This window comes from Natrinema versiforme JCM 10478, assembly GCF_000337195.1.
Classification (GTDB): Archaea; Halobacteriota; Halobacteria; order Halobacteriales; family Natrialbaceae; genus Natrinema; species Natrinema versiforme.
Genome location: NZ_AOID01000030.1, coordinates 74,063 through 100,596, shown reverse-complemented (window position 1 = coordinate 100,596; position 26,534 = coordinate 74,063). Strand labels below are relative to the sequence as shown.

Sequence of the window (26,534 nt, the reverse complement as noted above, 5' to 3'; positions counted from 1 at the left end):
GTCTTGGAGTTCTTCGACAGAGATCTCGTCGAGATGGTCCATTGACTATAGCAACAATCTCTGAGCGGAAAATTCTAACGGATACTATAACTCGCTGCTGTCGCGCGAAGTGTGTGGGAGTAGGCATTACACTCAAGGCCGGAGAGTTCCCCTGCCTTCGCGACCCGTCAATTGACCGCATTGGCGCTCGCTGGCCACACGTCGTACTCGTCAAAGAAGTCCTTGATAATCAGCGAGACGCGAGGATGGAAGCCGAATGGGATGTCACGAACGGCATCCTCCGTTTTTGGAATCAGGCCAGTTCCTCAGCGTCATCTCGTCGTTGTGTTCTACGCGCTGTTTCACCTGCTGGCGGCAGGAACCGCAGATTCCCATCGACTCCCGACCCTTGATGCAGCGTTCGTGAACTGGAATGCAGATCATATTCCGATCGAGGTCGACCCACCGCTCAACGAGGTGGGCGATCTCGCCTTGTCGCATCCCCAACTGTCCAGCAAAGTGGAGCACAAACCCGGTTTGTAGTGAGTAGAAGTCGTCCATCTGGTGAGAGCCTCAAACCAACCGCTCAAACTCGTGTTGATTCAACGCATCTTCTCTCGAGTGGTGGACTTCATTGTAGTTTGATAAGTAAATAACACCATGCTCACATCAATAAGATGTATAATTACGCTGCTTGCAGCGCTGATTCACCCGTCCAATCCGCTCCTCAATATCAAATGGCTACCAGTTCTGCTTAGTCCGAACAGCTGTGTGTTGTTACCTGCTCAAACCCACTGATAACTGATGTGTTGTCCATAGGTGGCCATGCAGCGACACCGGCGTTGAGGGTGTAGCTATCGCTGACTGCCCAGCCACGCTCACGATATACGCTTGCGGGCGAAATTGTTGTTTTCTGCTTTGGTGTTAGTATAATAACATATTCAACATCGCCCTCAATATGCACCGTTGTGCGTTTATCAACGTTCTCAGAGTACCCGAGCCAGATTCGCTTGTTCTCTGTTGGATCAACGAATCGAACCCCGACGAACTCTGCTGGCAGGCCGTCACGATCCCCGTCGCGCCAGACTGTCGAATCTGAATAAGGCGCGAACTCAACAGAGAGGCGGTCCGGTACGTCCGTCATAGACTGAGCGTAGCTGGCCTGTGTCCACGTCCCTGTCTCACGGTTTGGCGCTTCGACCGTCAGCATCGCAGAACCGTTATTTGGTCCTGACTGACTCGTGAAGCTGCCGTTTGGTTCAAGCCCTGGTCTCCAGACGTTTAGTGACCACAGGGCTGGCCGTTGGTCGCCAAATTCGTTATCGTACATCCAGTATTCGAACGAGCTATCTTTGACTGCTGGTTCGCAGACTGCATTTGGATAGAGCCCGCTGAGTGCTTTCCGAGCTGTGTTCTCCCTGTCGTTCACTCTGACTTTGAAGCTGGTATCTTGTGGAATACCTTGCTGGATATACTTCACGTTCAGCGTGGCCTTCGTCGTCTCTCCTGCCGGTATTCGTGATATGTTAGACACCCAGTTGTAGTTGTTCTCTGATTTCCCAATGACGGAGAAAACAGGGTCAACTGGCTGGTCTCCGGTATTTCTCACTTTGACGGTGATCTCAGTGACTTGTCCAGTGCCGTTTGGATCAGCTGCACCAACGACGTCAATTTCTAAGTCCGACCCCGCTTGATCGACTACAGAGAGGCCAAAGACGAGGCCGACGAATACTGTGAAGCCAATCGCAAGACCAAGGGCCGGTGATATCTTCTTACGCATACTCCACCTCCGGGGACGTGTCGGCATCATCGCCTTGGTATCTATACATGCTTATAATTACGATGATCGCGATTGGGAGTAGCATTGTATAGTATTTCTGTGACCCTCGGTAATTCAGGAACATAAGTAGCATCGGGACAACCCACATCACATCTTTCAGTTCGTCAAGATAGAGGACGTAGGCGATAGCCGCAAACGCAAGTCCACCAAGGAGGACGTACGAATACGCTGATTTTGCAATCGGAACTAATCCTGCCCAAGAAAGGGCCGCGAGTCCCTGTCCATAAAATATCAGTGGCGCTCCTTCGCCAGCAATCGGTGTGAAAACGCCTTGGAACCAGGCTTCTGGGCTGGAGATGAGAAATGGTACATTCGGAATGAGGAATACTATTGATGAGATGCCGCCATATCTAATTGAGCGTTTGAGCCCTGTCCGATAATCGTCTGCACCAAAGACAAAGCGCAGGACGATGAACGGCCCGATAAGCCACGGATTTTGCTTTGCTGCACAGGTGATACCAAACCAGACGGCAGACAGGTCAAGATCGCGGTACCAGAACATAGCAGCCAGCATCAACGGCAGCACCCACAACATCTCGTAGTCGACGACGACTGTATTGAGGAAGCCCTGGTTAGCGAACAAGGGGAGAACTGGAATAACGCCCCACTCATCAGGCGCGTACCAGTAGATCAGCAGCACGACGATCGGGAATAGTATGACTGCACCCAAAAGACGGACATCTAATCCCATCCAGACGACGGGTACATACGCCAAAAATGAGAACGCGGGATACGACAATGACACGACGTGTGTCCCATCACGTTTTGGCGTGCTGACGTACTCATTGTGGCGCAGTAATTCATGAACTCCGTCGAAAGGAATTTGATACGGGTTGACGCCTTCGAGAACTTGCATCGCTGCATATCGTGTGAAGAGTGGAACATCGCTCCCAAGATGCGTCGGGCTCACTATGTATATGGTCCCCAATGCGAAGACGGTCGTTGAAACCAACAGCAAGCCGACCGAGCTGTGTTCCACGAACCGGAGCCGGGTTGAGCGAAAGAGTAGATGTGCGCCGATAATAAGAGCACCTGCCCAGAGAACGAGAACGATAATTGCGATAGTGGGGTGTTCGTGAATCCGGGAGCGCCGATAGATGCTCATCGAATATCCAAAGAGTATCATCACTGCAATGACGACCCCGATCCGCCTTAGATACCGCATTGACCGTTGAAGGTCTGAATCTGAAGTCATTCTATTGAATATGAGAGGCCACTGATGAGGACCCCTTTTTAACGTAGTGATATGCTGTCGGAACGAAAAGGAACAGAAACGTGGCTACAAGTGCAAGTGTTGCTGTACCACTGAATTCCATGTTGCGCTAATTCGACAGTCGATACATAAATGTATTGAAGCACTGGAAGTAGGATCCCCTTCTGCGCCGCCCTCTGTAACTTAGATTAGTTGATGGATCGTGGACGGTTCAGCACTGCTCGTCTCTACAACCATCTGTCGACTGCGCCCAGTCTTCCATGCGTGCAGCGATTCGAGCGAGCAACTTCTGGACCATCTCGAAGTGTTAGCCGTCATATGGGGTGACGGCCGCAGAAACAGTATACGACCCGGGTTCAAATTCGAGAGTCCCATTCGCTCCGGCAGCATCACACTTTGCCTGAAGATCATCGCAGGGACTGACCTGAACGCGATTATTAATTGTGTTCTCTCAATTGAGTACTTATCAAACGCTGGCTCCATCGAGTGTGCATACGGATTCTCCCCCTGTAACAGAAGGACAACCGAAAATTGGCAGGACAGCATCGCATCGGTACCGAGAGTACCCTGAAACGGATTCAGGAAGAACGCTATTATAAGCCCTGTGAAGATGACTGCAATCGAGACGTATGCTAGAGGTCAACCCCATTTAGAGAGATTGAGTTTAAGAACTCCAGCAATCGTGAGAGGAAAAACGAGACCGTAAATCGACCACAGAGTTAGTAACGTTGTAGAACCTCCGATTGGAGACGCATATCCTCTCGATGTCAACCAAAAATCATCAGCGCCGCTGCAGATACGATAAGACGATACTACCGATAGCAAGAGGAAGTTCAGGCTCTGGATCACTCATAATTATGTCCTAGGTGTTGGGGAGGAACGCAAACTTCTCCGCGCCGAGGAAGTTCCACAGCGAACTTCCGCCAATCGCGGCGAGATTAGCGATCAGATCAGGCGTTCCGAGTCCCTGAATGGCTACCGCGAGCAGCCCCGTGTAGATCAGGAACCCGGCGACAGACACTAGATTGAACCGCAGGTACTTCCCGAGGAGTCCATTCTCTGGTTGGTCGAACGTGATCAACCAATTTCCGAGGAAATTCCAGTGGACCGCAGCGACGAACGCGGCCGTCGCCGCTAGGAGGTAGTGGGAACCGATTCCGCGTCCGGCCATGAACACGAGTGTGTTCACGACGACGCCGATCCCACCGACGGCTCCGAACTCGAGCGCTCGAGTCGCGCGCTCCGGTTCGACGAACCGCTCGAGTTCACGACTACTCATACCGAGCATCGCGACGTGCTCGGCAAACTTCACGTACTCGTCGTGGGTGAGGTTCGACTCGCCACGTTCGCGTTCGGTGAACACGTACGGCACTTCGGCGACACCGTCAGGATCGCACTTCGCGAGTACTTCTAGCAGGATCTTATAGCCCTTCGGGTTCAGTTCGGCCTCGGCGAGAATATCCTGTCGGACGGCGAAGAACCCGGACATCGGATCTGAGATACCCCTGGCTTCGGGGACGCCCAGACGAGCAGCGCTTGTCGCACCGGCGCTTACGACGCGCCTGAACCGCGACCATCCTTCGATGCCACCGCCATCGATATGACGGCTGCCGATCACGACATCGGTCCCCTCCTCGAACGCGTCAAGGAGTTCGGGGAGCTTCTCAGGTGGGTGTTGGAGATCGGCGTCGATGACGGCGCAGAACTCGTAGGACGCTTCCGAGAAGCCGCGCAACACTGCCGTTCCGAGTCCGCTTTCCTCGGTTCGCCGGATCACCCGAACTCGGTCGTCGTTCGTGTATGCTTCACGTGCGATCCGCCATGTTTCGTCCGGCGAATCATCGTCGACGATGACAATCTCGACTGCGTGCTCCGATAACGCAGTGAGGCACCGATCGATTATTGGTTCGACGTTATCTCGTTCATTGTACGTCGGGATGACAAGCGTGACGCTCTTACTGTCTGCGAGAACTTCATCGACGGATTCGGACCGCGGATAAGCTATTGTCTCTGCGGAGCGTACTTGTTGCTCTGCAGTATCAGTCTGCTCTATCAGTATATTTTCTTCCGCCATTTAACTATATGGTTATATATGGCGTAGAGCAGATCTTACACCTGACTGCATAATCAGGATTATCTGATGATCTGATCTCCCCATGAGCACACCCTATCTTCGATCCTTCTAGCACGGAGCAAGACTTCCCCCTGTTATCCCCCGTATATTTCTCACGACCCATATTTTTTCCATACATTTTCTCACGTGGCACGTGCTGACTGTCAGAGGTGTTCTGACGAACGTAATATAATCTTAATGGCCGATCGGTCGCCCTCTTCTGAGAAAATCATGGGAGGAAAACGACAGGCCAACTCAATGAATGTGGGAAAACAATAATAAAAATTGACTTTGTGTCCGTTATTTACATATAGTATTTTATATTCATGTATAGGACCTATTTAGATATGTAAATGAGGGTTCGGAAATTGATCTAGAAACCGCTGATGGGGGTCACCGATAAAATAGTTTATTCCACGTGATTGACTGTGTTTCCGTTCAGTACGTCTTCTTGGGTGACAGTGACCGTTTCATTTCCGATAACATACTCGCCAGTATAGGGGACTGTCACCGTAATTTGACCGTTCTCGCTGACTGTCACCGTCCGTTCGTATGTGAATGATTCGGCCGATACGGACACGTCAGTACTGAGGGTTACAGCCTCGCCTTCGTAGCCAGACATGGTGATCGTCGCTCCGGGCACTACCGCGAACGCCGCGACATCATCGGCGGCGTATACCGCTTGATAGTGGGCGAGCGCATCGGTATTGGATCCGCCGGCACCCCAGTTCTCGAGCAAGCGGGCCTGCGCGCTACTAGCCGGACGTTCCCCGTCGGTCGCCGTCACGACGACGTAACCGACCCGGCCATCGAACCGGTCGTACCAGCCGTCGGGATCGGACGTCGACTGAAACGCATCGTAGTTGGTTCGGGCGTAGCTGTAACTATTGGCTTCCCCGTTGACGAGATAGTTGTACATCCGGTTGTCGCCCCACTCGCTCAGCACGTAGGTTTCGGGATACGTGCGGTCCGTCGTCGCGGCGTGGTCGTCGATCGCGCCCGCGGCTTCGACCTGTGCCTCGCTGTGGGTCACGTCCGCCGTCAGTCCAGGGACGTAGATGAGGCTTAGTCCGAAGACGAGCAACCCGATCACGATCACGTACCCGACTGCACGCTTGTCGGGTAGCGAAATCGACGGCTCGAGCCCCCGGCCACCGTCCGCGGCAACCATCTCCCTCTCTCGAGAACCACCGGTTGAACCAGAATTTCGGCCCTGAAACGGAACTGGCGTACGCGCCAGTTCGACGACCGAAAGCAGGTGGACGATGCCGAGGCCGGTAAGCACGGCCAGCGGGATCGCGAGTTGGCCGGCAAATCGCACCTGAATACCTGCCAACACGAGGAGATAGCCTGCGTAGGTACCAACGAGTAGCCACCCGGGTTCGTACTCACGGGTAACGGTCCATGCTACCCAACCCAGTACTGCCAACGCGACATAGAACCCCATGCCGAGCTGGTATAGCGGACCGAAGATCACGACGTATTCCATTGCGAACAGGGAGGCCGTCTCAGTCGCTCCACCGCGGAAAAAGAGATCGGTCGCCCGTTCGGCCGCGTTGGTCCACGCCGCAGGACGGAGGATTCGAAACCCGACGAGTCCGACGATCGCGACGACCGCTTCGAGAGCGATCAGTCCTCGAGATCGGACGTCGAACCGCTGCCATAGTTCCCCAAGCGCGGTCACGGCAGCCCCCCCTCCGAACACCAGCATTGGTGTGACTGCGACGAACGATGCGTGCCACCCCCACTGGTGGTGGACGACAAGCGAAAGACTACTGCCGACGAGCAATCCGCCGAGGAGTGGCAGATTCGCACGCACTGGTGAAAGCCCCGCTCGAACGTCGAGTGCGACGCGGAATCCGATGTACGCTGCAAGTGGAACCAGCAGTAGTGGCGAGCCACCCCACGTATGGACTCCGGCCACGACTGAGAGTCCGAAAAGGACGGCGATACTCCATGTCGTCGGTGATCGGAGGTGTTCTCGAACGGCTGTATCCTGATTGGTGCTACTCTCGAGTCGTCGCTGCAGGTCGACGGCGAGCCACGTGAGCGTTACCAGCGTGATTCCGAGCCAGAAATACTGATGGGCATTGTGATCGAGGAAGCCAAGCCCCGTATAGACCGCGTGGATCGGCGTCACCGCAAAGACGAGAACCGATGTGATCCCAACTCGGACATCCCGTGTCAGCAGGATGGTAAGCTCGTAGAGTACGAGGGCGAGCGCAACGGACGCGAAGATAGGCAGCCACGCCGCAACTGTATCGGCCGCGCCTTGGCCACCGCCAAGCAACTCGGCGAGGAACCAGTTCGTTGCGTGCGAGAGCGGCCGTCGGCTGGCCCCTTCGGTTGGAAGATTGATAAGAACTCCGTAGTCCGCCGGTCCCGCACTCGCCGCCAACAACTCCTCCATCCAGTATCGGAAGTAGTACGGGTCATTTCCTGGTGACACGATGTAGCCCTGCTGGAACACTGACCCATAGGCCGTCAGTCGAGCCGCAGCCACGACCAGTAGGCACCCCAGCAGCCCCGTCAGGGCCCGGAAGTCAACCGTGTCCCGAAACTGCTCGAGGTCAATTTCAAGCCCGCCGTCGTCCGCCCCCGCCTCCGGCTCGACCTCCTCACCCGTCAGCGCGGCCTCGACGATCGTCGGCTCCGCGACCTGATATGCGTCGTCGGCCTTTGAGACGATCCCTCGCGAGACGAGCTCCCCGAAGGTACCAGAGTCCAGGTCCACATCGTCGAAGGTCCACGTCTCGTGGTCAGCGTCAACTGCGAGGACGGCCTCAAGCGCCTGTTCGCCGTCATCGTGATCCGCGAGAAATGATGCGGTCACGTCCGCGAGGCGGCCCGCATCGCCGTCAGTAGGCATTGTGCTGCAGGAGAGCAGACAGGGCTATCATGCTTTCGCTCTGAACGAACGGTAACGGCCACGCCTGTAGACTTACCACACCTGTGCGCCCGGTGTACCACATTCGTCACAAATCACTGCTTCGTTCCCCTTGTAGCTGTCCTGCACGAGTCGTCCCCCCTTGCAGTAGGAACAAGCATTCCCCTCGAGCGCCTCGAGGAGAGGGTGTCCAGAAGCCGTATTCTCCGTCAGTTGCATCTCGTTAGCATCAAGTCACGATCTTTGTATAGTTCTTTTGCCCAGGTTGGTCATAAGCTAGGTAGTTCTCTGGAAGCGCCTTGGGATTAGCTTCGACGGAACGGTCACCTAACGAGTCTTACGAACGCCCCGCCTCTGGACACACGTCGCTCCTCAGACCAGTATAGAGACCATGCCGCCGCCGACAATCGCGAACGTTCCCAGACCGAAACAAACGAGCCAGAACGGAACGCGATCGACGGCCTTCATAAGCGCATCGATCGTGCAATAGCCAACGACAGCGCTGAGACTCAACGCCACCAATGCCGGCCCTAGTGCGATTCCCGGGAGGCCGCCGGCTCCCGCGACGGTGAGCGCGGCCGCCCCCAGGCTTGCGGGGATCGACAGCAAAAACGACAGGCGGAACGCGGTCGGTGGGTCGTAGCTGCGAAACAGCAGTGCACTCGTCGTGACGCCTGACCGCGAGATGCCGGGCAGGATCGCGACGCCCTGGACGGCCCCGACCAGCACCGAATCCAGCAGCGTCGGTGCGTCGCGGATCCCTATCGACATCGATTCAGATACCAGCTGCAGGCCACCCGTAAGAACCAACAGGACGCCGATAACTGCGATGAAGACGCCACCGGTGAGCTGGCCGGCGAGGTCGACCGCATAGACGTATAACGGAATGCCGACGAGTCCGGTCATCAGCGTGGCGACGACGACGTACGACGCGATGGCGTTCTCGCCACGGTACGCATCGCCAGGCCGCCAACTGGGCACCGCGCGGACGGCCGCCGCGATGTCGTCGCGGTAGTAGGTCGCCGCCGAGAGCGTCGTCCCGACCTGCAGGAACAGCGCCAACTGCACGGCGACCGCGGGATCGGTCCCGGCGAGTGTCAGAAACAGCGAGAGGTTGCCCTGACTCGAGACGGGGAGCCACTCGACGACTCCTTGGACGATCCCGGCGAGTATCGCGACGACGAATTCAATTCGACTCACTGCCGGGAATTCGGTAGTGATTTCACTCGACTGTTACGCTCTTCGCTAAGTGCCGCGGCTTGTCGATCGATCGCTCCAAACCATGTGCAATCCAGTAGGCTACCAGTTGTAGCTGAACGTTCGCGAGCACCGATCCACCGAGGTCGTCGGTGGCAGGAATCTCGAGGACGTGGTCTGCATAACGTGTCACCCTAGATTTGCCGTCGGTGACCACCACGATGGGCGCATCCCGAGACGCAATCTGTTTGACGTTCCCGATCGTCTTTCGGGCGGTCTCGCCGTCACCGGTGACGATCGCGAACACCGGCGTGTTCTCGGTCACGAGTGCGAGCGGGCCGTGTTTGAGTTCGCCGGCCGCGAACCCCTCCGCGTGCCGGTAGGTGATCTCCTTCATCTTCAGCGCCCCCTCGAGTGCGACGGGGTAGTGATACCCCCGTCCGACGGAGAAGTACGCGTCCGCGTCGACGTACGCCTCGGCGACCGCCTTGGCGTCGGTCGTCTCGAGGACGGTCTGGACCTGTCCGGGAACGTCCCGGAGCGCCTCGAGTTCGGCGCGCGTGGGATCGTCGCCGAGTTCGAACGCCAGCATCGCGAGCGCGAGTTGCTGGCTCGCGAACGTCTTCGTCGCGGCGACGCCGATCTCGGGACCGGCCCGGATATAGAGGGCGTGGTCGCACTCCCGCGCGGCCGAACTCGCGACGGTGTTGGTCACCGCGAGCGTCGTCGCCCCGGCCCGGGCGGCCTCGCGCAGGGCGCGCAACGTGTCGGCGGTTTCCCCGCTCTGGGTGACGCCGACGACGAGCGTGTCGCCGTCGACGGGAACGCGATCGCTCGCGTACTCGCTGGCGAGGAACGCCTGCGCGCTCACGCAGCCGGCCCGGAGCCGTTCCGCGCCGAACATCGCCGCGTGATAGGAAGTGCCACAGGCGACGAACTGGACCGGCCCGTCGTGGTCGATATCGCTCAGTTCCTCGAGATTGACCGTCCCCTCGAGTTCGTCGATCCGGCCGCGGAGACACTGGCGGAGCGAGGACGGCTGCTCGTGGATCTCCTTGAGCATGTAGTGGTCGTAGCCGCTTTTCTCCGCGTCTTCGGGATCCCACGCGACCGTTTCGATCGGTCGGTCGACGGTCTCCCCCTCCCCGTCGGTGACGACCGCACCGTCGGCGGTCAGTCGGACGAAGTCACCGTCCTCGAGGTAACAGACGCGGTCGGTGTGGTCGACGAACGCGGGGACGTCGCTCGCGAGGTACGTGCCAGTCTCGCCGAGGCCGACGACGAGCGGGGAGTCCTGCCGGGCCGCGTACACCGTCTCCGATCCGTCGAACACTGCGGCGATCGCGTAACTACCCTCGAGTTGGTCGATCGCCGACCGGAACGCCGTTTCGGGGTCCGCGCCGCGGTCGAGGTAGCGTCTGATCAGGTGCGGGACCACTTCGGTGTCGGTCTCACTCTGGAACGCGACGCCCGCGTCGGCGAGGTCGTCGCGCAGTCGCTGGTAGTTCTCGATGATCCCGTTGTGGACGACGGCGACGCGCTCCGCCTCGTCGCTGTGGGGGTGGGCGTTGGCATCCGTCGGCGCGCCGTGGGTGCTCCAGCGCGTGTGTCCGATTCCGACCGATTCGCCCGCGAGGTCGTCTCGGGGAACTGTTTCCTCGAGGGCCGAGAGTTCGCCGGCGGCCTTGTGGACCGCCATCGACGGGGTCGGCACGGCCAGCCCCGCGGAGTCGTAGCCGCGGTACTCGAGCGTCGAGAGGCCATCGAGGACCACGTCGACGGCGTCGTCACCGCCGGTAGACCCGACGTATCCGACGATTCCGCACATCGTTACTGCACCTCGGTCCCCTCTTCGACCGTCCCGCGAACGGTCGTTCCGGCGTTGATGACGGCGTCGGAGCCGACGATCGTTCCCGGCGCGTAGGTCACGCCGCCGTCGTCGCGAACGCGGTCCGCGAGCAGCGCACCCAGTTGCTCGCCCTCGTGGACGCGGTCGCCGACGCGGACATCTCCGGGCCCGCCGACGACAGTCGACCCGGTGCCGACGCGGACGTTGCGGCCGGTGACGCAGTCGACGAGCGCCGCCCCCGACCCGACGCGCGTGTCGGCATCGACGACGCTGTGCTCGACGACGGCGTTCGCCCCAACCGTCACGTTCTCGCCGAGCGCGACGTTGGGTCCGACGACGGCCCCGGGGCCCACGACGCAGTCCGCCGAAATCACGGTCGGCTCAACGATCGTCGCCGACTCGTGGACTCGCGCGGTCGACGATACCGTACTCTCGACGCCGTCCGCGCTCTCGAAGAGGGTCTCCGTGACCTCGAGTAAGTCCCACGGATACGTCGCGTCGATCCAGATCCCGTCGGAGGTGACGCCGCGGACGGTCTCCTCGGCGTCGACCGCGTTCGCGATGCCGTCGACGAGCGAGTACTCGTTGAGGTGCGGTTCCGGACCGTGGAGATAGTCGAAGAGTTCCGGCTCGAACGCGTAGACCCCCGCGTTGAGCTTATAAGTGCGGTCATCACGGGGCCGTTCGACGATAGTCTCGACGGTGCCGTCGTCCTCGCAGATCACGCCGCCGTACTCGCCGACGTCCGCATGCCGAATGAGCCCGAGCGTCGCGAGCGCGTCGTCGTCGTTCTCGTGGGCGTCGAGAACATCCTCGACGATCTGTCCGGCGACGAGTTGGTCACCGTTGAGGACGAGCCGCGGCTCCGAAACCGCGGATTCGGCCGCCAGCAGCGCGTGGCCGCTACCGAGTTGCTTGTCCTGGACGACGTACTCCAGAGAGGAATCGCGGTACGTCGACCCGAAATGCGACTGGACGTGGGTGTGGCCGTAGCCGACGACGACGGTGATCTCCGTGATCCCGGCGTCGACGAGCGCGTCGAAAACGTGCTCGAGAATGGGTTTGGTCGCCGCGGGAAGCATCGGCTTCGGTCGATGCTTCGTCAGCGGCCGCAGCCGGGCTCCCTCGCCCGCCGCGAGAACCACCGCAGAACGGATACTCATGTCGACAGTGACAGTAAGGCACTACTATCAGTGTTGTGGCTCGGGTTTCGTCTCTCACTGACTCGAGCCCACCGGCGTCCGGACAGACGTGCTGGCCCGTTATGAGAAATCGACGCTTCCCTGACTCGAGTTCCCGACCGCGTTGCGCTCTGTGAGGCTTACCTCGGCACGTTCGAAATAGCGGTCCGCGTTTTCGAGACGAGGTCCTCGAGTAACGCTCCCGCCGGCCGAACCTCGTCGGTGAGACCGACGCTCTGGCCGGCGAACAACGCCATCTCCTTGATCTCGCCGTCGACGGCCGGCGTCGCGAGCGCTTCGTCGTAGCGTTCGATCGGCTCGCCGCTGCCGTCACCGTCGTCGGCCCGCGCGATGACATCGTTCTCGCCCGGCCGTTCTCCGGCGGGTGGCCGTCCCTCGCGGTCCCAGCGCTCGAGCGTCTCGTTTTCCAACACGCGGTGTGGGGTTCCGGGCCAGCCCTTGTCGAAGAGGATCGTGTGCTCGGTTTGGGTCTCGTCGCTCTCGCGGAGTCGCCGCTGGTACTCGTCGTGAACCGCCGCCTCCTCGGTCGCGACGAACCGGGTGCCAAGCCACGCGCCATCTGCGCCGAGGGCCAGCACGGCTGCGATCCCGCGACCGTCTGCGATCCCGCCGGCCGCGACGATCGGGACCTCGTTGCCCACCGCGTCCGCGACGCGGGGCACGAGCGCCGTCGTCGCCACCTCGCTCTGGACGTGGCCGCCCGCCTCGAGGCCCTGCGTGACGATCACGTCGACGCCGCCGTCGACGGCCGCGCGGGCCTGCTCGGCGCTGCCGACGGTCTGAGCGACGACCGCGCCCGCGTCGTGAATCCGATCGACGTAGGGGGCCGCCTCGCCGAACGAGAGGGTGACGACATCGACGCCTGCTTTGAGGATCGTCTCGAGGTGCTCGTCCGTGTCGACGACCGTCGTCGCGTCGTCGAGGACGAGGTTGACCGCGAACGGCTCGTCGGTCCGCTCGCGCGTGTCGCGGATCACTCGGCGGGTCTCCTCGAGATCGCGCCACGTGACCGCGAGGTGGCCGAGTCCGCCGGCGTTCGAGACGGCGGCCGCGAGTTCCGGCGTCGTCGCGCTCCCGATCGGTGCCTGTACGATCGGGTACTCGATCTCGAATGCCTCACAGAGCGGCGTCCGGAGCGCCGTCTCACCGCTCATGCCTGCTGTTTTTGCTTATCGAGCACACGAACGTTCTCGATTCCCGTCTCGGGGTACTGGCCGTCGTCGTCTTTCTCGACCGCTTTGACCATGTCCCAGACGACGTTCAGGCCGGTCGTCACGCCCTCGAGAGCCTCCATCTCGCAGCCCGTCTTGCCGGTGGTCTCGACGCCGACCCGGACCTCGACCCGGTCCTCGGCGAGCGAGAACTCGGTGTCGACGTTCGTGATCGGGATCTGGTGGCACATCGGGATCGTCTCCCACGTGTGCTTGACGGCCTGAATCGCGCCGATGCGAGCGGTCGCGAGCACGTCGCCTTTCCCGACCTCGTCCTCGCGGATCGCCTCGACAGTGGCGGGCCGGAGGCGGATCTCTCCGGCCGCGACCGCACGGCGCTCGCTGTCTGATTTGTCGCCGACGTCGACCATCTGGACATCGCCCTCGTCGGTGGTGTGCGTGAGGTCGTCGGCCGCGCGTTCGCCCTTGCTCGCATCGGCTGCATCGGTGTTTGACTCGTCGCGCGCGTCGTCGTTCTCACTCATCGGAATCACCCCACAAGGCCGCCGGGATCTCGTCTACCATCTCCGACGCGAGGAGCCCGTTCGTCTCGGTCTCGGCGAGTCGCTCGCCGGCGAGTCCATTGACGTACGCGCCCGCCGTCGCCGCGTCGAGCGGGTCGGCGTGCTCGAGCAGCGCCGCGACGATGCCGGCGAGCGTGTCGCCAGTGCCGCCGACTTTCATGCCGGGCGCGCCGGCGCGGCTGATTCGGGTCCGTTCGCCGTCGGTCGCCACGTCGTCGACGCCCTTCGCGAGCACGACGTGACCCAGTTCGGCCGCGAACCCCTCGATTTCGTCGACTGCATCGCGGAGCGAGTCGGTGTCCGGACCGCCCATCCGCGCGAGTTCGCGGCGGTTGGGCGTACAGACCAGCGTCGCGTCCGTCTCGAGGTCGGGAACGACCTCGAGCGCGTCGGCATCGACGACCGCCGGCCCGGTATAGGACTCGAGGAACGCGCGCGCGGCCTCGAGGGTTTCGTCGGCGGTGCCGAGGCCCGGACCGAGGACGACGATATCGTCGTGGCGCTCGGCCGTATCGACGAGGCCGTCGACCTGCTCCGGGGTGAGCCGGTCGTGCTCGTAGGGCTGGACGATGAGATCCTCGGCGTAGCCCTGGATCTCGCCGGCGACGGAGTCGGGCGCGGCGACGAAGGAGAGTTCCGTGCCGGCCCGGAGCGCCGCCTGCGCGGCCAGCGCCGGCGCGCCGGTGTAGGGACCGCCGCCGATGACGAACGCGCGGCCGTCGCGGCTCTCGGGGCGAGCGAGGGCGATATCGCCGGGGCCGGCGAACCGCTCCGCGGCGGCCGGAATCCCGATGTCCGCGACCGTCACGTCGGCCGCGAGGGCCTCGAGTCCCGGCTTCGTGTCGTGGAAGGTGACGACCCGGTCGGCCTCGACGCCGTTTGCCGCGTGGTCGCCCGCGTCGGCGTCGAAACCCGAGGGCACGTCGACCGCGACGACGGTGGCGTCGGCGTCGTTGATCGCGTCGGCCGCGGTCGCGGCAGGCTCTCGAAGGTCGCCGCTGATCCCCGTTCCGAGCATCGCGTCGACAACGACATCCGCGTCCGGGAGGGCGAACCCGCTCGAGTCCGTGATCTCTCGCGTGTCGTACTCGGCCTGCTCGAGGGCGTCCCAGTTCTTGCGGGCGATATCCGTGCCGATGGTCGCGGCGCGCCCGAGCAGCAATGTGGTGACGTCATATTCATCAAGGAACCGGGCGGCGACGAACGCGTCCCCACCGTTGTTCCCGCGGCCGGCGACGATGGCGACTCGAGCCCCGGGGTCGGCCGCCTCGCGGACCGCGCGGGCGACGGCGTGTCCGCTCGATTCCATCAACTGCTTTCGCGGCACGCCCAGCGCCGCGGCGTTCGCGTCGACGGCAGCCATTCGCTCGCCTGTGATCATGGGCGAGGGTTCGACGGGCCGTCCGTTCAACGTTGCGGACCCCGTCGGAACCCGGGAACGCAGTTAGGCGGCAGAGCCAATTCGATCGAGTCCCTACCGCCGACGTGAACGTCTTCTGGCTCGACGAGGACCCGCGGCTCGCGGCGCGCTATCACTGCGACCAGCACGTGAACAAGTTGCTGCTCGAGGCCGCGCAGGTGCTGTGTACCGCGGCTCGCGAGAACGGCTTCGAGGCTGACTTTCTCTATAAATCGACCCACGTCGATCACCCCGTTACGAAGTGGGCGACGGAGTCGCGGGCGAACTGGCTCCGACTGCGCGAGCACGCCGAGGCGCTCAACGCGGAGTTCGTCGAGCGCTACGACAAGGACGGCGACCACGCGAGTTGGGATGTCATCGACCGCATCGACCCCGACGAGATCGCGTTCCCCGCCGCCGAGCCGACGCCGCGTCCGCAGGCCATGCCCGACGAGTACAAACGACCCGACGACCCGGTGGCCGCCTACCGCGCCTACTACGCCGGCGAGAAGGCCGACTGGGCGGAGTGGCAGTACACCGAGGAGCCGCCGTGGCTCGAGGCATACCTACCCCAGCCCGAGTGACCCTCTCAGCCGGAACGTGACGGTCTCATCACTCGCGGAGCCGGTGTCACTGCTGTCGGTCGGCTCCCTTCGTTCCGTGAGCCCACGTTCCGTGCGAGGGTTACTCAATAACGATTGTTGGTTTGTTATCTCGGAACTATATTTCTGAATTCATAAATAGCCGCAGTTCGTAGCCGATTCATGGACACAGTCGAAGCCGACGACACCCTCGAATCCGCCGCTGGTGACTACCCCGGCATCCCGCTCGAGCAGTCCGAACCCGACTGCTACTTGCCGGGAACGCCGACGGTCTCGTTTCTCGAATACGTCGACATCGCCGTTCGAACGCTGTTTCGCTGAGACGATTTGTGGGCGCGGGTCAGTACCGAATCTCGAATCCGTCTTCTCCCTGCGGGTCTTCGTACTCCGCCTCGACGTTCTCGACGTCGGCTGCCGGACTCCCTGTATGACACCACTCGATCAGTTCCTCGACGGCACCTTCGGGTCCCTCGAAGACCGCTTCGACGCGGCCGTCGTCTAAGTTCTTCACCCAGCCGTCGACGCCGGCCTCGCGAGCCGTGTCGCGAGTGTTCGCGCGGTAGTAGACGCCCTGTACCGTCCCCGAGACGAAGACGTGTGCGCGGGTTCGTTCCGCCATGTGCGAGCCCTCGACCGCGACCGCCAAAAATCCGGCTCCGAGAGACCGATCGAAGCGACAACGGGAGGTGCCTCGAGCCCCTAGCCCTCCCAGTGATGGGGCGGCATAGAGACAGCATTCGCTTCGAGTGCGAGGGCGAGGAGCCGCGGATCGTTGGCGACATCCTCGCAACTCCAGCCGGCTCCCGGGCACAGCCGCTGAAGCGAAATCGGACGACACCGGGTGAATTCTGCTGATGGGAATTATCGACCGCTTCGAGAACGAGTACGTCGATGTCTCGAGCAATCGGGCATCGCTTCGGGAGCTACTCGAGTTGCTCGTCGGCGCGGTGCTGTTCGTCGTCGGCGCGAGCGCGCTGACGTACTTCCTGCTCGGCCAGCGGATCGCGCTCTGGGTCGCGGGGATCCTCGTCGTCGTCTTCGTGATCACGCTCGTCTCGCAGGCCTACTGGGCCGTGACCGGCCGCGACGATTACGAGTAAGGCCGAATCCCACGGTCACGTCGGCTCCTCGTAGCGGCGAGCGCCGACGATCATCCGGGCGGTGAGTACGGAGACGCCGACGGCGAACGCGAGCCAGACTACCTCGGTGCCTTCGAATGGGTCCGCATATTCGATTACGGCAACCAGTAGGACGAGCGCCGCGACGTACAGGGTGTTGGTGCCGACGAAATCCGCCAGCCCCTCCTCGTCGGCGACCCGGTCCGGATCGTAGCCCGCGATCAGTCGGACCATCCCGAACCACTTGATCAGGATGCCCAGTGCGCCGATGACCCCCGCGGTCGCGAGGAGCGGGAGGACCGATTCGGTGGCCATACGAGGATATTGACAAGCGATTCACAAAACCGTTCCGCGGAGATCTGCACGGACTGACAGGCGTCACTCCCCGGTTCGAAGGTGATGAAAGACGTACGTTTGGGCGTAGCCGGCGTACTCGCCGCCCAACCGTTCGCGGAGCGCTCGAGAGGTCGCAGCGTAGGACCCGCGGTCGCAGTCGGGAAAGTAGTCCTCGATCGCCGACTTGATCCACGTATCGAGCGGGACGGCCTCGTCGAATTCGAGCGAGAAGAGGAGCACGCAGTCGGCGACCTTGTCGCCGACCCCGACGAATTTGGTGAGGTACTCTCGCGCGGCTTCGTACTCGAGTTCGCGCGCGTCTTCGGGATGGGCCTCGCCGCTGGCGACCATCTCGGCGGTCCGGACGACGTAGGGGGCGCGGTAGCCGAGCCCCAGCTCACGGAGTTCCGCTTCGGTCGCGGTCGCGAGTTGGTCCGGTGTCGGGAACGCGTGATAGGTCTCCCCGTCGACGACGATTTCGTCGCCGTACTCGCTGGCCAGCGTCTTCACCATCGTGTGAATGCGCCCGACCCGCATCTGTGCCGAGCAGATAAACGAGATCAGACAGCCGAAAGCGGGATCCTGCACGAGGCGCATCCCGCGGTGGGCCTCGTAGGCCTCGCGGAGCAGTTGATCGTCCGGCCCGGCTGCGACGATCGCCTCGAGGTCGTCGTCGAGGCGCAACAGTCGGCGCACAGTCGGTTCGGCGTCGGTTGTCGACTCCCACTCGAGGCGGCCGTCGCGGGTTCTGACGCGGATCACGTCCCCGTCGACGACGGTCGAGTACCACGCGCCGGGTGCGGGCGTCCCGCCGTACATCTCGCCGTCGTCGCGCCGCCAGAGGTAGCTCTGGCCGCTCTCGAGCGTGCGATACAGGTCCAGTCCGCCGGCGAGGTCGTCGAGTGGGATCGTCCCCGTCTCCATTCGTTCGAGCCTTCGGGGGCGCGGGCTTTTGCCTTTCGAACTGCCCGGGCGTCGCGTCGTGGGGTCGGCCCCGACAGGCAGCACGGTCCAATTGCCCGTCGTCGGGCGAACCTTCTTACTGTAGGGCATACAACGTCTGTGTATGGATTGCAGGGTCGTCGTCGAAGCTGCCGTGCCGGTATTCGACGTGGAAACGGAAGACGAGGCGATCCGTATCGCCATCTCGAAGACGGGCGAGATGTTGAACCCTGACCTCAATTACGTCGAGATCAACATGGGTGAGCGAACCTCCCCATCGGGCGAGGAACTCCCGCCCGCGTTCATCGCGGCCGACGAAGCGCTCGTCGCGCTCGAGTTGGAGATGACCGTCTTCAACGTCGAGCGCGAGGAACACGCCTCGCGTATCGCGCGCAAAGAGATCGGCCAACTCCTCGAGAACATCCCGCTCGAGGTGACGCAGATCGACGTCATCGAAGACGAGGACGGCGACGAAGGCGACGAGGAGTCGGCCGAAACCGACGAGTCAACGGACGCTGCGCAGGCGGACGACCGGGCCGAGACGGCGAGCGATTCGGACGACGAGGAAGACGACGAAGAGATCCTCCCCGAGTTCGAGGACCTCGTCGAGTAACTGATCTCGTCGTCGAGACGTCACCATCCAGAACCGAGTCTCGCCAGTACGGGCTGTGATCGACCGGAGGATGCGACGAGTTGCTCAGTCTGCAGTGGCGGCGACTGCTTCCTGCTCCTCTTCCCGCATGTTCGTCGTAATTCCCTCGGCGATCGCAAAAACAGCGGCTTTGTGATCAGTCTTCGATTTGTGAATCGAGGTCGGCCGGATGCCTTTCGACTCGTACTTCTCGAGGTCAATCTGACAGTCGTTCCACTCTGCACACTGGTTCGATACCTCCGCCAGAAGGCCGTGAAGGTGAATGAGCTCCTGCTTCTTCATAACCATCCACTCCTACCCACTGCAGGGTTATATTATTATCTTGAGTCGCGTTAACACGCAGCTCGTGTTGACCGGCCGGTCTGTCATCGAATGAGACGGTTCGAATGCGGTCCCTACGCGAGAAAAACCGCAGGACAACACGGAGTTACCGATTGTTTTACTCCTGTAACGAGTGTTTTCGGTCCAGTTTCCGAGGGGGTCACTCCCGAGAGTTAAACCATGGCTAGTGCTGGTATGACGGTCGTACAGATGACGGGTCACAAAAATGGAAACGGACCGTGACCGACCGCGGCACTACCCGAGCTGTTTTAACGTCTGCAGATCGCGGTCCGTCCGCATGAACTCGGCCGTCCGACGGGACGCGTGACAGTTCGGACAGTGGAACATCTCGGCGGGCGCGGGTAATTCGTCCGGGGAAACCTGCCAGTCTTTCGCGCATTCAGGACACAACAGTTGGACGGTCGTTCTATCCATGTCACACACTTTCACATGAGCGGTGAAAAACGTTGCCGCAGTTCCGTTCAACCGAAAAGACCACCCGCGTCAGCGGGACGACAGATGACAGCCGTCGATGCCGACCGTTTAGGCGGGCGCAGCAGTGTCCGAGGCCTCGAGCAGTTCCTTGTACCGGTTCCGGATGGTCACTTCGGAGATGCTCGCGACTTCGCTGACCTCGTTCTGGGTGACCTTCTCGTTGGTCAGGAGCGCGGCGGCGTAGACGGCGGCGGCCGCGAGGCCGACCGGCGACTTACCGCTGTGGACGCCCTCCTGACGGGCCGACTCGAGCAGTTCGCGGGCCATGCGTTCGGTCTCGTCGGAGAGATCGAGGTCGCTGACGAACCGCGGCACGTAGTGTTCGGGGTCGGCCGGCTTGACCTCGAGGCCGAGTTCCCGGATGATGTAGCGGTACGTGCGGGTCAGCTCCATCTTCTCGACGCGGGAGACGGCCGAGATCTCGTCGAGGCTACGCGGCGTGCCGGCCTGTCGGGCGGCGGCGTACAGCGACGCGGTCGCGACGCCCTCGATCGAACGACCCGGCAGCAGGTCCTCCTCGAGCGCGCGGCGGTAGATGACCGACGCGGTCTCGCGGACGTTCTCCGGGAGACCGAGCGCGCTCGCCATTCGGTCGATCTCGCCGAGTGCCTGCTTGAGGTTGCGCTCCTTGGAGTCGCGGGTGCGGAACCGCTCGTTCCACGTGCGCAGGCGCTGCATCTTCTGGCGCTGGCGACTCGAGAGCGAGCGGCCGTAGGCGTCTTTGTCCTGCCAGCCGATGTTCGTCGAGAGCCCCTGGTCGTGCATCATGTTGGTCGTCGGCGCGCCGACGCGGGACTTCTCGTCTTTCTCGGCAGAGTCGAAGGCTCTCCATTCGGGGCCGCGGTCGATCTCGTCTTCCTCGACGACGAGCCCGCAGTCGGAACAGACCGTTTCGGCGTGTTCGTCGTCGGAGATGAGTCGGCCACCGCATTCGGGACAGTGCTCTTGCTCGTCGGATACCGCGGTGGTCTCCTCTTCGGTTTCGGTCTCTTGCTCGTTCGTATAGGTTCGGATGCTGGTGTCTGTCATGGTGTGTCGGGTGGGTTACTCGGGGCTCCCGGGTGGGGTAACCAGAAGAAACCCGGTCGCCTCAGCTAACATAGAGTAAGGTCGTAAGGCATATAAATGCTTCGCCTACTTTATAAGCTAATCGCCAAAGTTGGTATATATGTTCCGGTTACATAGTGATTAATCGTTTGAGATGGCAGGGACCACGTTCACGTCCCCGACTCGCGTCACTCGACGGTGAAGAGGTGGCCCTCCGTCGGGACGTCGAACAGGCCGACACGGGCCCCGGCGTCGAGCCACGCGTGCCCGTACGAGAACGAGGCCAATGCATTGACGAGATCATCTTGTTCCCGGAAGTGGGTCCCGTCCTCCAGATAGGACGCCGCCATCTCGTAGCAGTCGTCGGCCGCCTCGGCCATCGGCGTCCCCTCGGGCGGCGCGACCGACGCCTCCTCCAGCGCCGCCGCGAGCAACTCGCCGTACCGATTCGTCTTCTCCTCGAGATCGGCTGCCATGATCGTTCCTCGTCGCTTGCGTCCGTAAGTGCGTCGGCTCGGTGGACGGTCATCGACGAGGTCAGAACCGTCCTCGGTGACGGCGAATACGCTCACCTCGAGTTGGTCGAGGACCGAGCCCAGTCCAATGATGTCGGAATCGTCAGCGACGAAACGGTCATGACGGTCGTCGTCCAGCGGCCCACAGACCATCCGTATCCCAGCCTCGTCGACCGACTCGAGACGGCGCTCGAGGATCGAACCGAGCGAGAACTGACGGTCTCTCTCGAGTTCGTCGATGGCGCAACGTCGGCGACCGAGGACCCGCAGCCGTCGTCACAAGAGGGGGCGATTGCTGAGAGCGCAAGGGGTTTAGGCGCTCTATCCATACCTTGATACATGAGCGACCAGCCACGCGTCGAGATCTATACGAAGACGGACTGCCCGTATTGCGAGAAGGCCAAGGACCTCTTCGACAGCAAGGGAATCGAGTACGAGACGTACAACGTCACCGACGACGACGATCTCTTCGACGAGATGGTCGACCGAGCGGACGGCCGCAAAACTGCCCCCGAAGTATTCATCGACGACGAACTGATCGGCGGCTGGGACGACACCAGCGCGCTCAACGAGACCGGCGAACTCGACGAAAAACTCGGCATCGCGACCGACGACGATGACGAGGTCGTCGAACACCGCAAACTCATCATCGCCGGCACCGGCATCGCCGGGCTAACCGCCGCGATCTACGCCGGCCGCTCGAACAACGAGCCGCTCGTCATCGAGGGCGACGAACCCGGCGGCCAGCTCACCCTGACCACCGACGTGGCCAACTACCCCGGTTTCCCCGACGGCATCGGCGGCCCGGAACTGGTCAACAACATGAAAGAGCAGGCCGAACAGTTCGGAGCCGACCTGAAAAACGGGATCATCGAATCCGTCGATGACTCCAGCCGTCCCTTCCGCGTCGAGATGAAAGACGGCGACGTCTACACCGCCGACGCCGTCATCGCCGCCTCTGGTGCCAGCGCCCGCACGCTCGAGATCCCCGGCGAGGACGAACTCATGGGCTACGGCCTCTCGACGTGTGCGACCTGTGACGGCGCGTTCTTCCGCGGCGAAGACATGCTCGTCGTCGGCGGTGGCGACGCCGCCATGGAGGAGGCCACCTTCCTCACGAAGTTCGCCGACACCGTCTACATCGCCCACCGGCGCGAGGAGTTCCGCGCGGAGGACTACTGGGTCGACCGCGTCGAGGAGAAGGTCGACGACGGCGAGATCGAGATCATGAAAAACACCGAACTGATCGAGATCCACGGCTCCCAGGAGGAGGGCGTCGACCACGTCACCCTCGTCGAGAACGACAAGGGCCACCCCACCGACCGTCTCGAAGACCCCGAAACCGAGGAGTTCGGCTTCGACGTGGGAGCCGTCTTCTTCGCCATCGGCCACACGCCCAACACCGACTACCTCGAGGGCACCGGTGTCGAGACCGACGCCGACGGCTATCTGAAGACCAAAGGCGGCGAGGGCGGCGGCCAGACCGAAACCCACGTCCCCGGCATCTTCGGTGCCGGCGACGTCGTCGACTACCACTACCAGCAGGCCGTCACCGCCGCCGGCATGGGCTCAAAGGCCGCACTGGACGCCGACGAGTACCTCGAGGACCTCGAGCGAGCCGACTCGAGCGTGGAAGAGGTCGAACCGGCCGCGGCAGACGACTGATCGGTTTCAGCGGCTGCGCAGCGCGTTGTCTCTCTGTCTGAACCGGCTGTCTCGATCTTTGTTGCGACGTATCGTTTTGTCTTCTCAAACTGGATAGGGACACGGCTCTCGCACAGTGACGCTGGCCCTGTGTCGACTTGTCGTCTCGAGGCGAACTTGAAATCGCATAGGCATCAGTCTCGAGCACAGCAAGACGAACTGTGCCGTTGGCGGCGTCGGCTCAGTCTTGGTTCCTCGAGACAGCTCGAACGCGATCAACTCGAGCGTGTTCGATCAGCTGGTCTGTGAGCGACCAGCGTTGTGTTGGTCCACAAGGAGAGGGGACTCTCTCGAGCGGGTCAGTGTCTGTCACCGTCTCGAGTGCAACGCAGGTGTCACCGATTATCTCGTCGGTTCTCGCAGATAAGCGGAGACAATCATGGCTATCCCTGTGTCGTTGCATCGACTCGAGACGACTACACCTATCGCTAGTGGTGTGGTGCCCGATAAAAGAAAACCGCGAAAGTTAGGGCCGGCGTGAGCCGGTAGTTGTTACAGTTTAGTTCTGGCGGCGGAGTGCCAGCATGGCAGCGCCGAGCAGCGCGACGAGGGCGACGCCGACACCGAAGCCGGGCGTGCCGTCGTCGGAGCTACCGGAGTCGTCCGAACCGGAGTCGTCCGAACCGGAGTCGTCCGAACCGGAGTCGTCCGAGCCGGAGTCGTCCGAACCGGAGTCGTCCGAACCGGAGTCGTCCGAGCCACTGTCATCCGAGCCACTGTCGTCTTCGGCGACAGTCACCGTGCCGGAGTCTTCGGTTTCGCCGTCAACGATCAGTTCCCACTCGTAGTCGCCTTTCTCAGCGGTCTCGAGGAGGGTTGCGCCGTCGACGATCGTGTCGCTTGCGCCACTGTCGAGGTCGACAGTGTCGTTGTAGAGCGTCTCACCGTCGAAGACGAACTCGACGTCCTCGGACTTCTGAGCGTCGTTGGGGTTGTCAACGGAAACCGTACCGGTGACAGTGTCACCGACCGTCGGCTCTGCGGGGTCGGTGGAGACGTCGTAGTCGAAGGACTGGAGCGCGTCACCAGGGATGGTGGTGCCTTCGAGGTCATCTTCCGTGCCACCCTCTTCGTCGGCCTCGAGGGTATAATCGATACCTGCCTCGTACTCGCTGAGGTCGTGACCGATTTCGAAGGTCCCGTCGTCAGCGACGTAGGCATCGTTAGACTGCGTGAAGTTACCAGCCGAGCGCAGGCGGTCGCTAACTTCCGTGCCGGGTGCGACGTTGGTCTCGCCGGTCACAGTTGCCGTTGCGGAGGCGGGCAGCTCTTCGTTGCTGTCGTCGAGCTCGAATTCACGCTGTTCGAGGTCGAACGAGTCAACGGCTTCCTCGTTCTCTTCGTTGTCCTCAGCTTCTTCGCTTGCGTACTCCCAGTCGTAGTTGACGTTGAAGGTGGTGTCGTAGGAGTCACCAGTTTCGAATTCGGATCCGAATCCGCTGTAATCAACGTTGAAGAGCACGGTGCCCTCCGACTGGTTCGCAGCGACGACCTCTACAGAGTCATTGATCGTAGCGGTCTCATCACTACCAACGGTGTCACTCGTGGTCCAGACTGGCGGGTCAGCGTTCGGGCCGCTGTCCTCGCCCTCGATGGTGAGGTTGAAGTCCTGACCATTGGAGTTGGCAGCGCTGTTAATGTCTTCGAAGGTGTCTCCCTCTTCGAAGTAGCTGTGGAGTCCCTCAGTCTCGAGACTGACGAGCATACCATCACCGTCGGCAACCGTGTCGGTAGCCGTGATGTTCTCCTCTTCGATTAGGTCGTTGAGGGTCTCGTCGTCGTCAAGTTCGTCAGTGATGTCGTTGAGGTTGCCCTGCGGCGCAGTGTGCGCCGTGACAGCGTCCTCAGCGAGAGTCTGACGGTTCTCGAGAGTCATGTACGAGGTGTCTTCTTCGCTATCGTCGAAGGCCTCGAGATCATCCTCAGAGAAGTCCGTCGCATCGTTCGCGTCGGTGAGCGTTTCGTTAATATCTGTCGAGAGCGACAGCGGGTAGTCGCCAGAGCCGAGATGCTCGTTTGCACTTTCGTTGTGGACGACTTCGAGGCTGACAGAGTCGTCGCTGTCAGCTGGCGAGAAGGCATCCTCAACACTCGAAGTGTTGTTAGCTGCCGCGATAGTGTCCATCTCGACGACGACCTCGCCGGTCTCGCCTTCGTTGTTGTCATCGTCCTCGACAAGGAGGTAGACTTCGTAGCCAGCGTCCTCCATCGTACCGACACGGAGGTAACCTTGGTCGGTCTCCTCAAGTTCGACCGGGATCTCGGCCGTGTTCGTGCGCGTTTCAATGACTTCGTCACCGAACGAGAGGCTGCCGTCTTCGCCCTCGGTCACAGTGATCGTGTCGTTCGATGTGGCGGACGTGTCGTTCGACTCGAAGTCGAACGTGTACTCACCGGTGTCGATGTCGGTAAAGTTCGCTGTGTAGTCGTCCGCGTCACTGATACCAGAGATCTTAATGACCTCGTCGTCACTGTCATTACTGTTGTCGTAATCGGTGACGTCGAAGTCATTATTGTCTGTCGACGTGTTGAAGATCGAGTCGAGATCTTCATCTTCGAGGCCATCGGCGGTAACGTTCACGGCGTACGTACCGCGATTGGAGTTGAATTCGAAGTCGACAGTTTCGTCGTCATCAACCGTATCGTCTTCGAAGTCAGTCGCACTGAACGACTGAACAACGATTTCGAACTGGTTGCTAGGGGTTGCATCCCCTCCTTCGAGGAAGTAGTTCCCAGCCTCGAGGGGCGAAGTGTCGATTTCGACGTTACCATCGTCGTCACTGCTCAACTGTTCGACGGTTCGGTTGCCGTCGTCACCTTGGTCTTCTTTCAGTGTAATCTCGTTGTCGCTACCAAGGTCGCCAACGCCTAGGACTTGTCCTTGCCAGACAAGTTTGCCATCCAAGTCGTCTGCGCTGTATTCTGTGTTAACATCGGAATCTCCGCCATTATATGCCGCTGCTGCACCGCCCGCAAACGCTGCGGACATGGCAACAACGGACAGCACCATAAGCGCGGCCAGGACTACTGCACGTCCCTTTTCGCGGTAGGTTGTGTCGTCTGTCATTTAGTGTTGTATTATCGTTGTATTTCGGTTGGTTAGCGAGTGATTCACCTGGAGTGCGAGTTATTGCCGATACCGCATCGATCCCGGCTTGGGGACTCGCACCGGGTAGGGGTGTTTCATTGGTATTAAGGATTTAGTAATAAGCTTTCTGGAAGCATAGCCCTCTGCCATTGCACGGTAAAAATTACTTAATCGCTGGACTGCAGCGTGGTACCACTGAAAGTGACCCTGGATAACATAGGACAACAACAGCCGCTACAAAATAATATTACGAGTTTCGAGACCACCACTCGATCTCAGTCCAGTCTCCTCGAGCGAGTA

At 61.1% G+C, this 26,534-nt stretch carries 26 protein-coding genes and 1 pseudogene; 6 read left to right on the top strand and 21 right to left on the bottom strand.

The window, feature by feature from the left end; all coding sequences use genetic code 11:
* Positions 1-264: 264 nt before the first annotated feature.
* From C489_RS11090 to C489_RS11040, 12 genes are all read right to left on the bottom strand, one after another.
* Complete coding sequence (locus tag C489_RS11090; RefSeq protein ID WP_006431347.1) at positions 265-540, bottom strand: hypothetical protein; 276 nt, start codon at positions 538-540, stop codon at positions 265-267.
* Positions 541-733: 193 nt separating this feature from the next.
* On the bottom strand, positions 734-1,759 hold the full coding sequence (locus C489_RS21585) for a hypothetical protein (protein WP_152423145.1): 1,026 nt from the start codon (positions 1,757-1,759) through the stop codon (positions 734-736).
* Positions 1,752-3,014: a hypothetical protein gene (locus C489_RS11085; protein ID WP_152423144.1), complete on the bottom strand. Its 1,263-nt coding sequence runs from the start codon at positions 3,012-3,014 to the stop codon at positions 1,752-1,754. Before C489_RS11085 ends, C489_RS21585 begins: the two co-directional genes overlap by 8 nt.
* 880 nt (positions 3,015-3,894) lie before the next feature.
* A complete protein-coding gene (locus tag C489_RS20825; protein ID WP_083902804.1) occupies positions 3,895-5,106 on the bottom strand; it encodes a glycosyltransferase family 2 protein in 1,212 nt (403 codons plus the stop codon).
* Between the two features lie 448 nt (positions 5,107-5,554).
* Entirely contained in the window at positions 5,555-8,014 is a 2,460-nt protein-coding gene (locus C489_RS11070; RefSeq protein WP_006431343.1) for a hypothetical protein, read from the bottom strand.
* Between the two features lie 72 nt (positions 8,015-8,086).
* Positions 8,087-8,251 (bottom strand): HVO_A0556 family zinc finger protein, encoded by a 165-nt coding sequence (locus C489_RS22950; protein ID WP_338041766.1) that lies wholly within the window; start codon positions 8,249-8,251, stop codon positions 8,087-8,089.
* 153 nt (positions 8,252-8,404) lie between these two features.
* On the bottom strand, positions 8,405-9,232 hold the full coding sequence (locus C489_RS11065) for an undecaprenyl-diphosphate phosphatase (RefSeq protein WP_006431342.1): 828 nt from the start codon (positions 9,230-9,232) through the stop codon (positions 8,405-8,407).
* Between the two features lie 22 nt (positions 9,233-9,254).
* Positions 9,255-11,057, bottom strand: a complete 1,803-nt coding sequence (gene glmS, locus C489_RS11060; RefSeq protein ID WP_006431341.1) for a glutamine--fructose-6-phosphate transaminase (isomerizing) — start codon at positions 11,055-11,057, stop codon at positions 9,255-9,257.
* A 2-nt stretch (positions 11,058-11,059) separates the two neighbouring features.
* Positions 11,060-12,241, bottom strand: a complete 1,182-nt coding sequence (locus C489_RS11055; protein ID WP_049890790.1) for a sugar phosphate nucleotidyltransferase — start codon at positions 12,239-12,241, stop codon at positions 11,060-11,062.
* Between the two features lie 158 nt (positions 12,242-12,399).
* On the bottom strand, positions 12,400-13,434 hold the full coding sequence (locus C489_RS11050) for an NAD(P)H-dependent flavin oxidoreductase (RefSeq protein ID WP_006431339.1): 1,035 nt from the start codon (positions 13,432-13,434) through the stop codon (positions 12,400-12,402).
* Positions 13,431-13,976, bottom strand: coding sequence for a cyclic pyranopterin monophosphate synthase MoaC (gene moaC / locus C489_RS11045; RefSeq protein ID WP_006431338.1), 546 nt, complete (start codon positions 13,974-13,976; stop codon positions 13,431-13,433). Before moaC ends, C489_RS11050 begins: the two co-directional genes overlap by 4 nt.
* On the bottom strand, positions 13,969-15,396 hold the full coding sequence (locus tag C489_RS11040) for a bifunctional ADP-dependent NAD(P)H-hydrate dehydratase/NAD(P)H-hydrate epimerase (RefSeq protein ID WP_006431337.1): 1,428 nt from the start codon (positions 15,394-15,396) through the stop codon (positions 13,969-13,971). Before C489_RS11040 ends, moaC begins: the two co-directional genes overlap by 8 nt.
* Positions 15,397-15,500: 104 nt before the next feature.
* Between C489_RS11040 and C489_RS11035 the strand changes: the two genes are divergently transcribed.
* Positions 15,501-15,998 carry a hypothetical protein gene (locus tag C489_RS11035; protein ID WP_006431336.1) on the top strand — a complete coding sequence of 166 codons (498 nt, stop codon included), beginning with the start codon at positions 15,501-15,503 and terminating at the stop codon, positions 15,996-15,998.
* A 180-nt stretch (positions 15,999-16,178) separates the two neighbouring features.
* Positions 16,179-16,337, top strand: coding sequence for a hypothetical protein (locus C489_RS22180; RefSeq protein ID WP_169331186.1), 159 nt, complete (start codon positions 16,179-16,181; stop codon positions 16,335-16,337).
* Between the two features lie 19 nt (positions 16,338-16,356).
* Here C489_RS22180 and C489_RS11030 read toward each other — a convergent pair whose 3' ends face one another.
* Positions 16,357-16,635: an acylphosphatase gene (locus C489_RS11030; RefSeq protein WP_049890794.1), complete on the bottom strand. Its 279-nt coding sequence runs from the start codon at positions 16,633-16,635 to the stop codon at positions 16,357-16,359.
* Positions 16,636-16,870: 235 nt separating this feature from the next.
* Here C489_RS11030 and C489_RS11025 point away from each other — a divergent pair, with 235 nt between their 5' ends.
* Positions 16,871-17,116, top strand: a complete 246-nt coding sequence (locus C489_RS11025; protein WP_006431334.1) for a hypothetical protein — start codon at positions 16,871-16,873, stop codon at positions 17,114-17,116.
* A 15-nt stretch (positions 17,117-17,131) separates the two neighbouring features.
* Here C489_RS11025 and C489_RS11020 read toward each other — a convergent pair whose 3' ends face one another.
* Complete coding sequence (locus C489_RS11020; protein ID WP_006431333.1) at positions 17,132-17,449, bottom strand: DUF3784 domain-containing protein; 318 nt, start codon at positions 17,447-17,449, stop codon at positions 17,132-17,134.
* A 63-nt stretch (positions 17,450-17,512) separates the two neighbouring features.
* Positions 17,513-18,394, bottom strand: coding sequence for a DNA-3-methyladenine glycosylase family protein (locus tag C489_RS11015; protein ID WP_006431332.1), 882 nt, complete (start codon positions 18,392-18,394; stop codon positions 17,513-17,515).
* Positions 18,395-18,536: 142 nt separating this feature from the next.
* Here C489_RS11015 and C489_RS11010 point away from each other — a divergent pair, with 142 nt between their 5' ends.
* Positions 18,537-19,025, top strand: coding sequence for a DUF555 domain-containing protein (locus tag C489_RS11010; RefSeq protein ID WP_006431331.1), 489 nt, complete (start codon positions 18,537-18,539; stop codon positions 19,023-19,025).
* An 84-nt stretch (positions 19,026-19,109) separates the two neighbouring features.
* Here the strand turns inward: C489_RS11010 and C489_RS11005 are convergent, their stop codons facing one another.
* The 4 genes from C489_RS11005 to C489_RS10990 all read right to left on the bottom strand — a co-directional run bounded on the left by C489_RS11005 (position 19,110) and on the right by C489_RS10990 (position 21,403).
* Entirely contained in the window at positions 19,110-19,346 is a 237-nt protein-coding gene (locus tag C489_RS11005; protein WP_006431330.1) for a UPF0058 family protein, read from the bottom strand.
* A 294-nt stretch (positions 19,347-19,640) separates the two neighbouring features.
* The gene (locus C489_RS11000; RefSeq protein ID WP_049890789.1) at positions 19,641-19,820 is read right to left on the bottom strand and encodes a DUF7836 family putative zinc-binding protein; all 180 of its coding nucleotides are present in this window, start codon (positions 19,818-19,820) and stop codon (positions 19,641-19,643) included.
* Between the two features lie 108 nt (positions 19,821-19,928).
* Positions 19,929-20,909 carry a transcription initiation factor IIB gene (locus tag C489_RS10995; RefSeq protein WP_006431328.1) on the bottom strand — a complete coding sequence of 327 codons (981 nt, stop codon included), beginning with the start codon at positions 20,907-20,909 and terminating at the stop codon, positions 19,929-19,931.
* A gap of 206 nt (positions 20,910-21,115) precedes the next feature.
* Positions 21,116-21,403, bottom strand: coding sequence for a DUF357 domain-containing protein (locus C489_RS10990; protein ID WP_006431327.1), 288 nt, complete (start codon positions 21,401-21,403; stop codon positions 21,116-21,118).
* Between the two features lie 102 nt (positions 21,404-21,505).
* Between C489_RS10990 and C489_RS21580 the strand changes: the two genes are divergently transcribed.
* Positions 21,506-21,778 carry a hypothetical protein gene (locus C489_RS21580; RefSeq protein ID WP_152423143.1) on the top strand — a complete coding sequence of 91 codons (273 nt, stop codon included), beginning with the start codon at positions 21,506-21,508 and terminating at the stop codon, positions 21,776-21,778.
* A 3-nt stretch (positions 21,779-21,781) separates the two neighbouring features.
* The gene (locus C489_RS10985; RefSeq protein ID WP_006431325.1) at positions 21,782-23,107 is read left to right on the top strand and encodes an FAD-dependent oxidoreductase; all 1,326 of its coding nucleotides are present in this window, start codon (positions 21,782-21,784) and stop codon (positions 23,105-23,107) included.
* Between the two features lie 538 nt (positions 23,108-23,645).
* On the opposite strand, the gene C489_RS10980 is transcribed toward C489_RS10985, so the two are convergent.
* Entirely contained in the window at positions 23,646-25,934 is a 2,289-nt protein-coding gene (locus C489_RS10980) for a BGTF surface domain-containing protein (RefSeq protein ID WP_239642051.1), read from the bottom strand.
* A 177-nt stretch (positions 25,935-26,111) separates the two neighbouring features.
* A pseudogene (locus tag C489_RS23045) lies at positions 26,112-26,213 on the bottom strand (surface glycoprotein); the annotation flags it as partial.
* Positions 26,214-26,534: the final 321 nt, after the last annotated feature.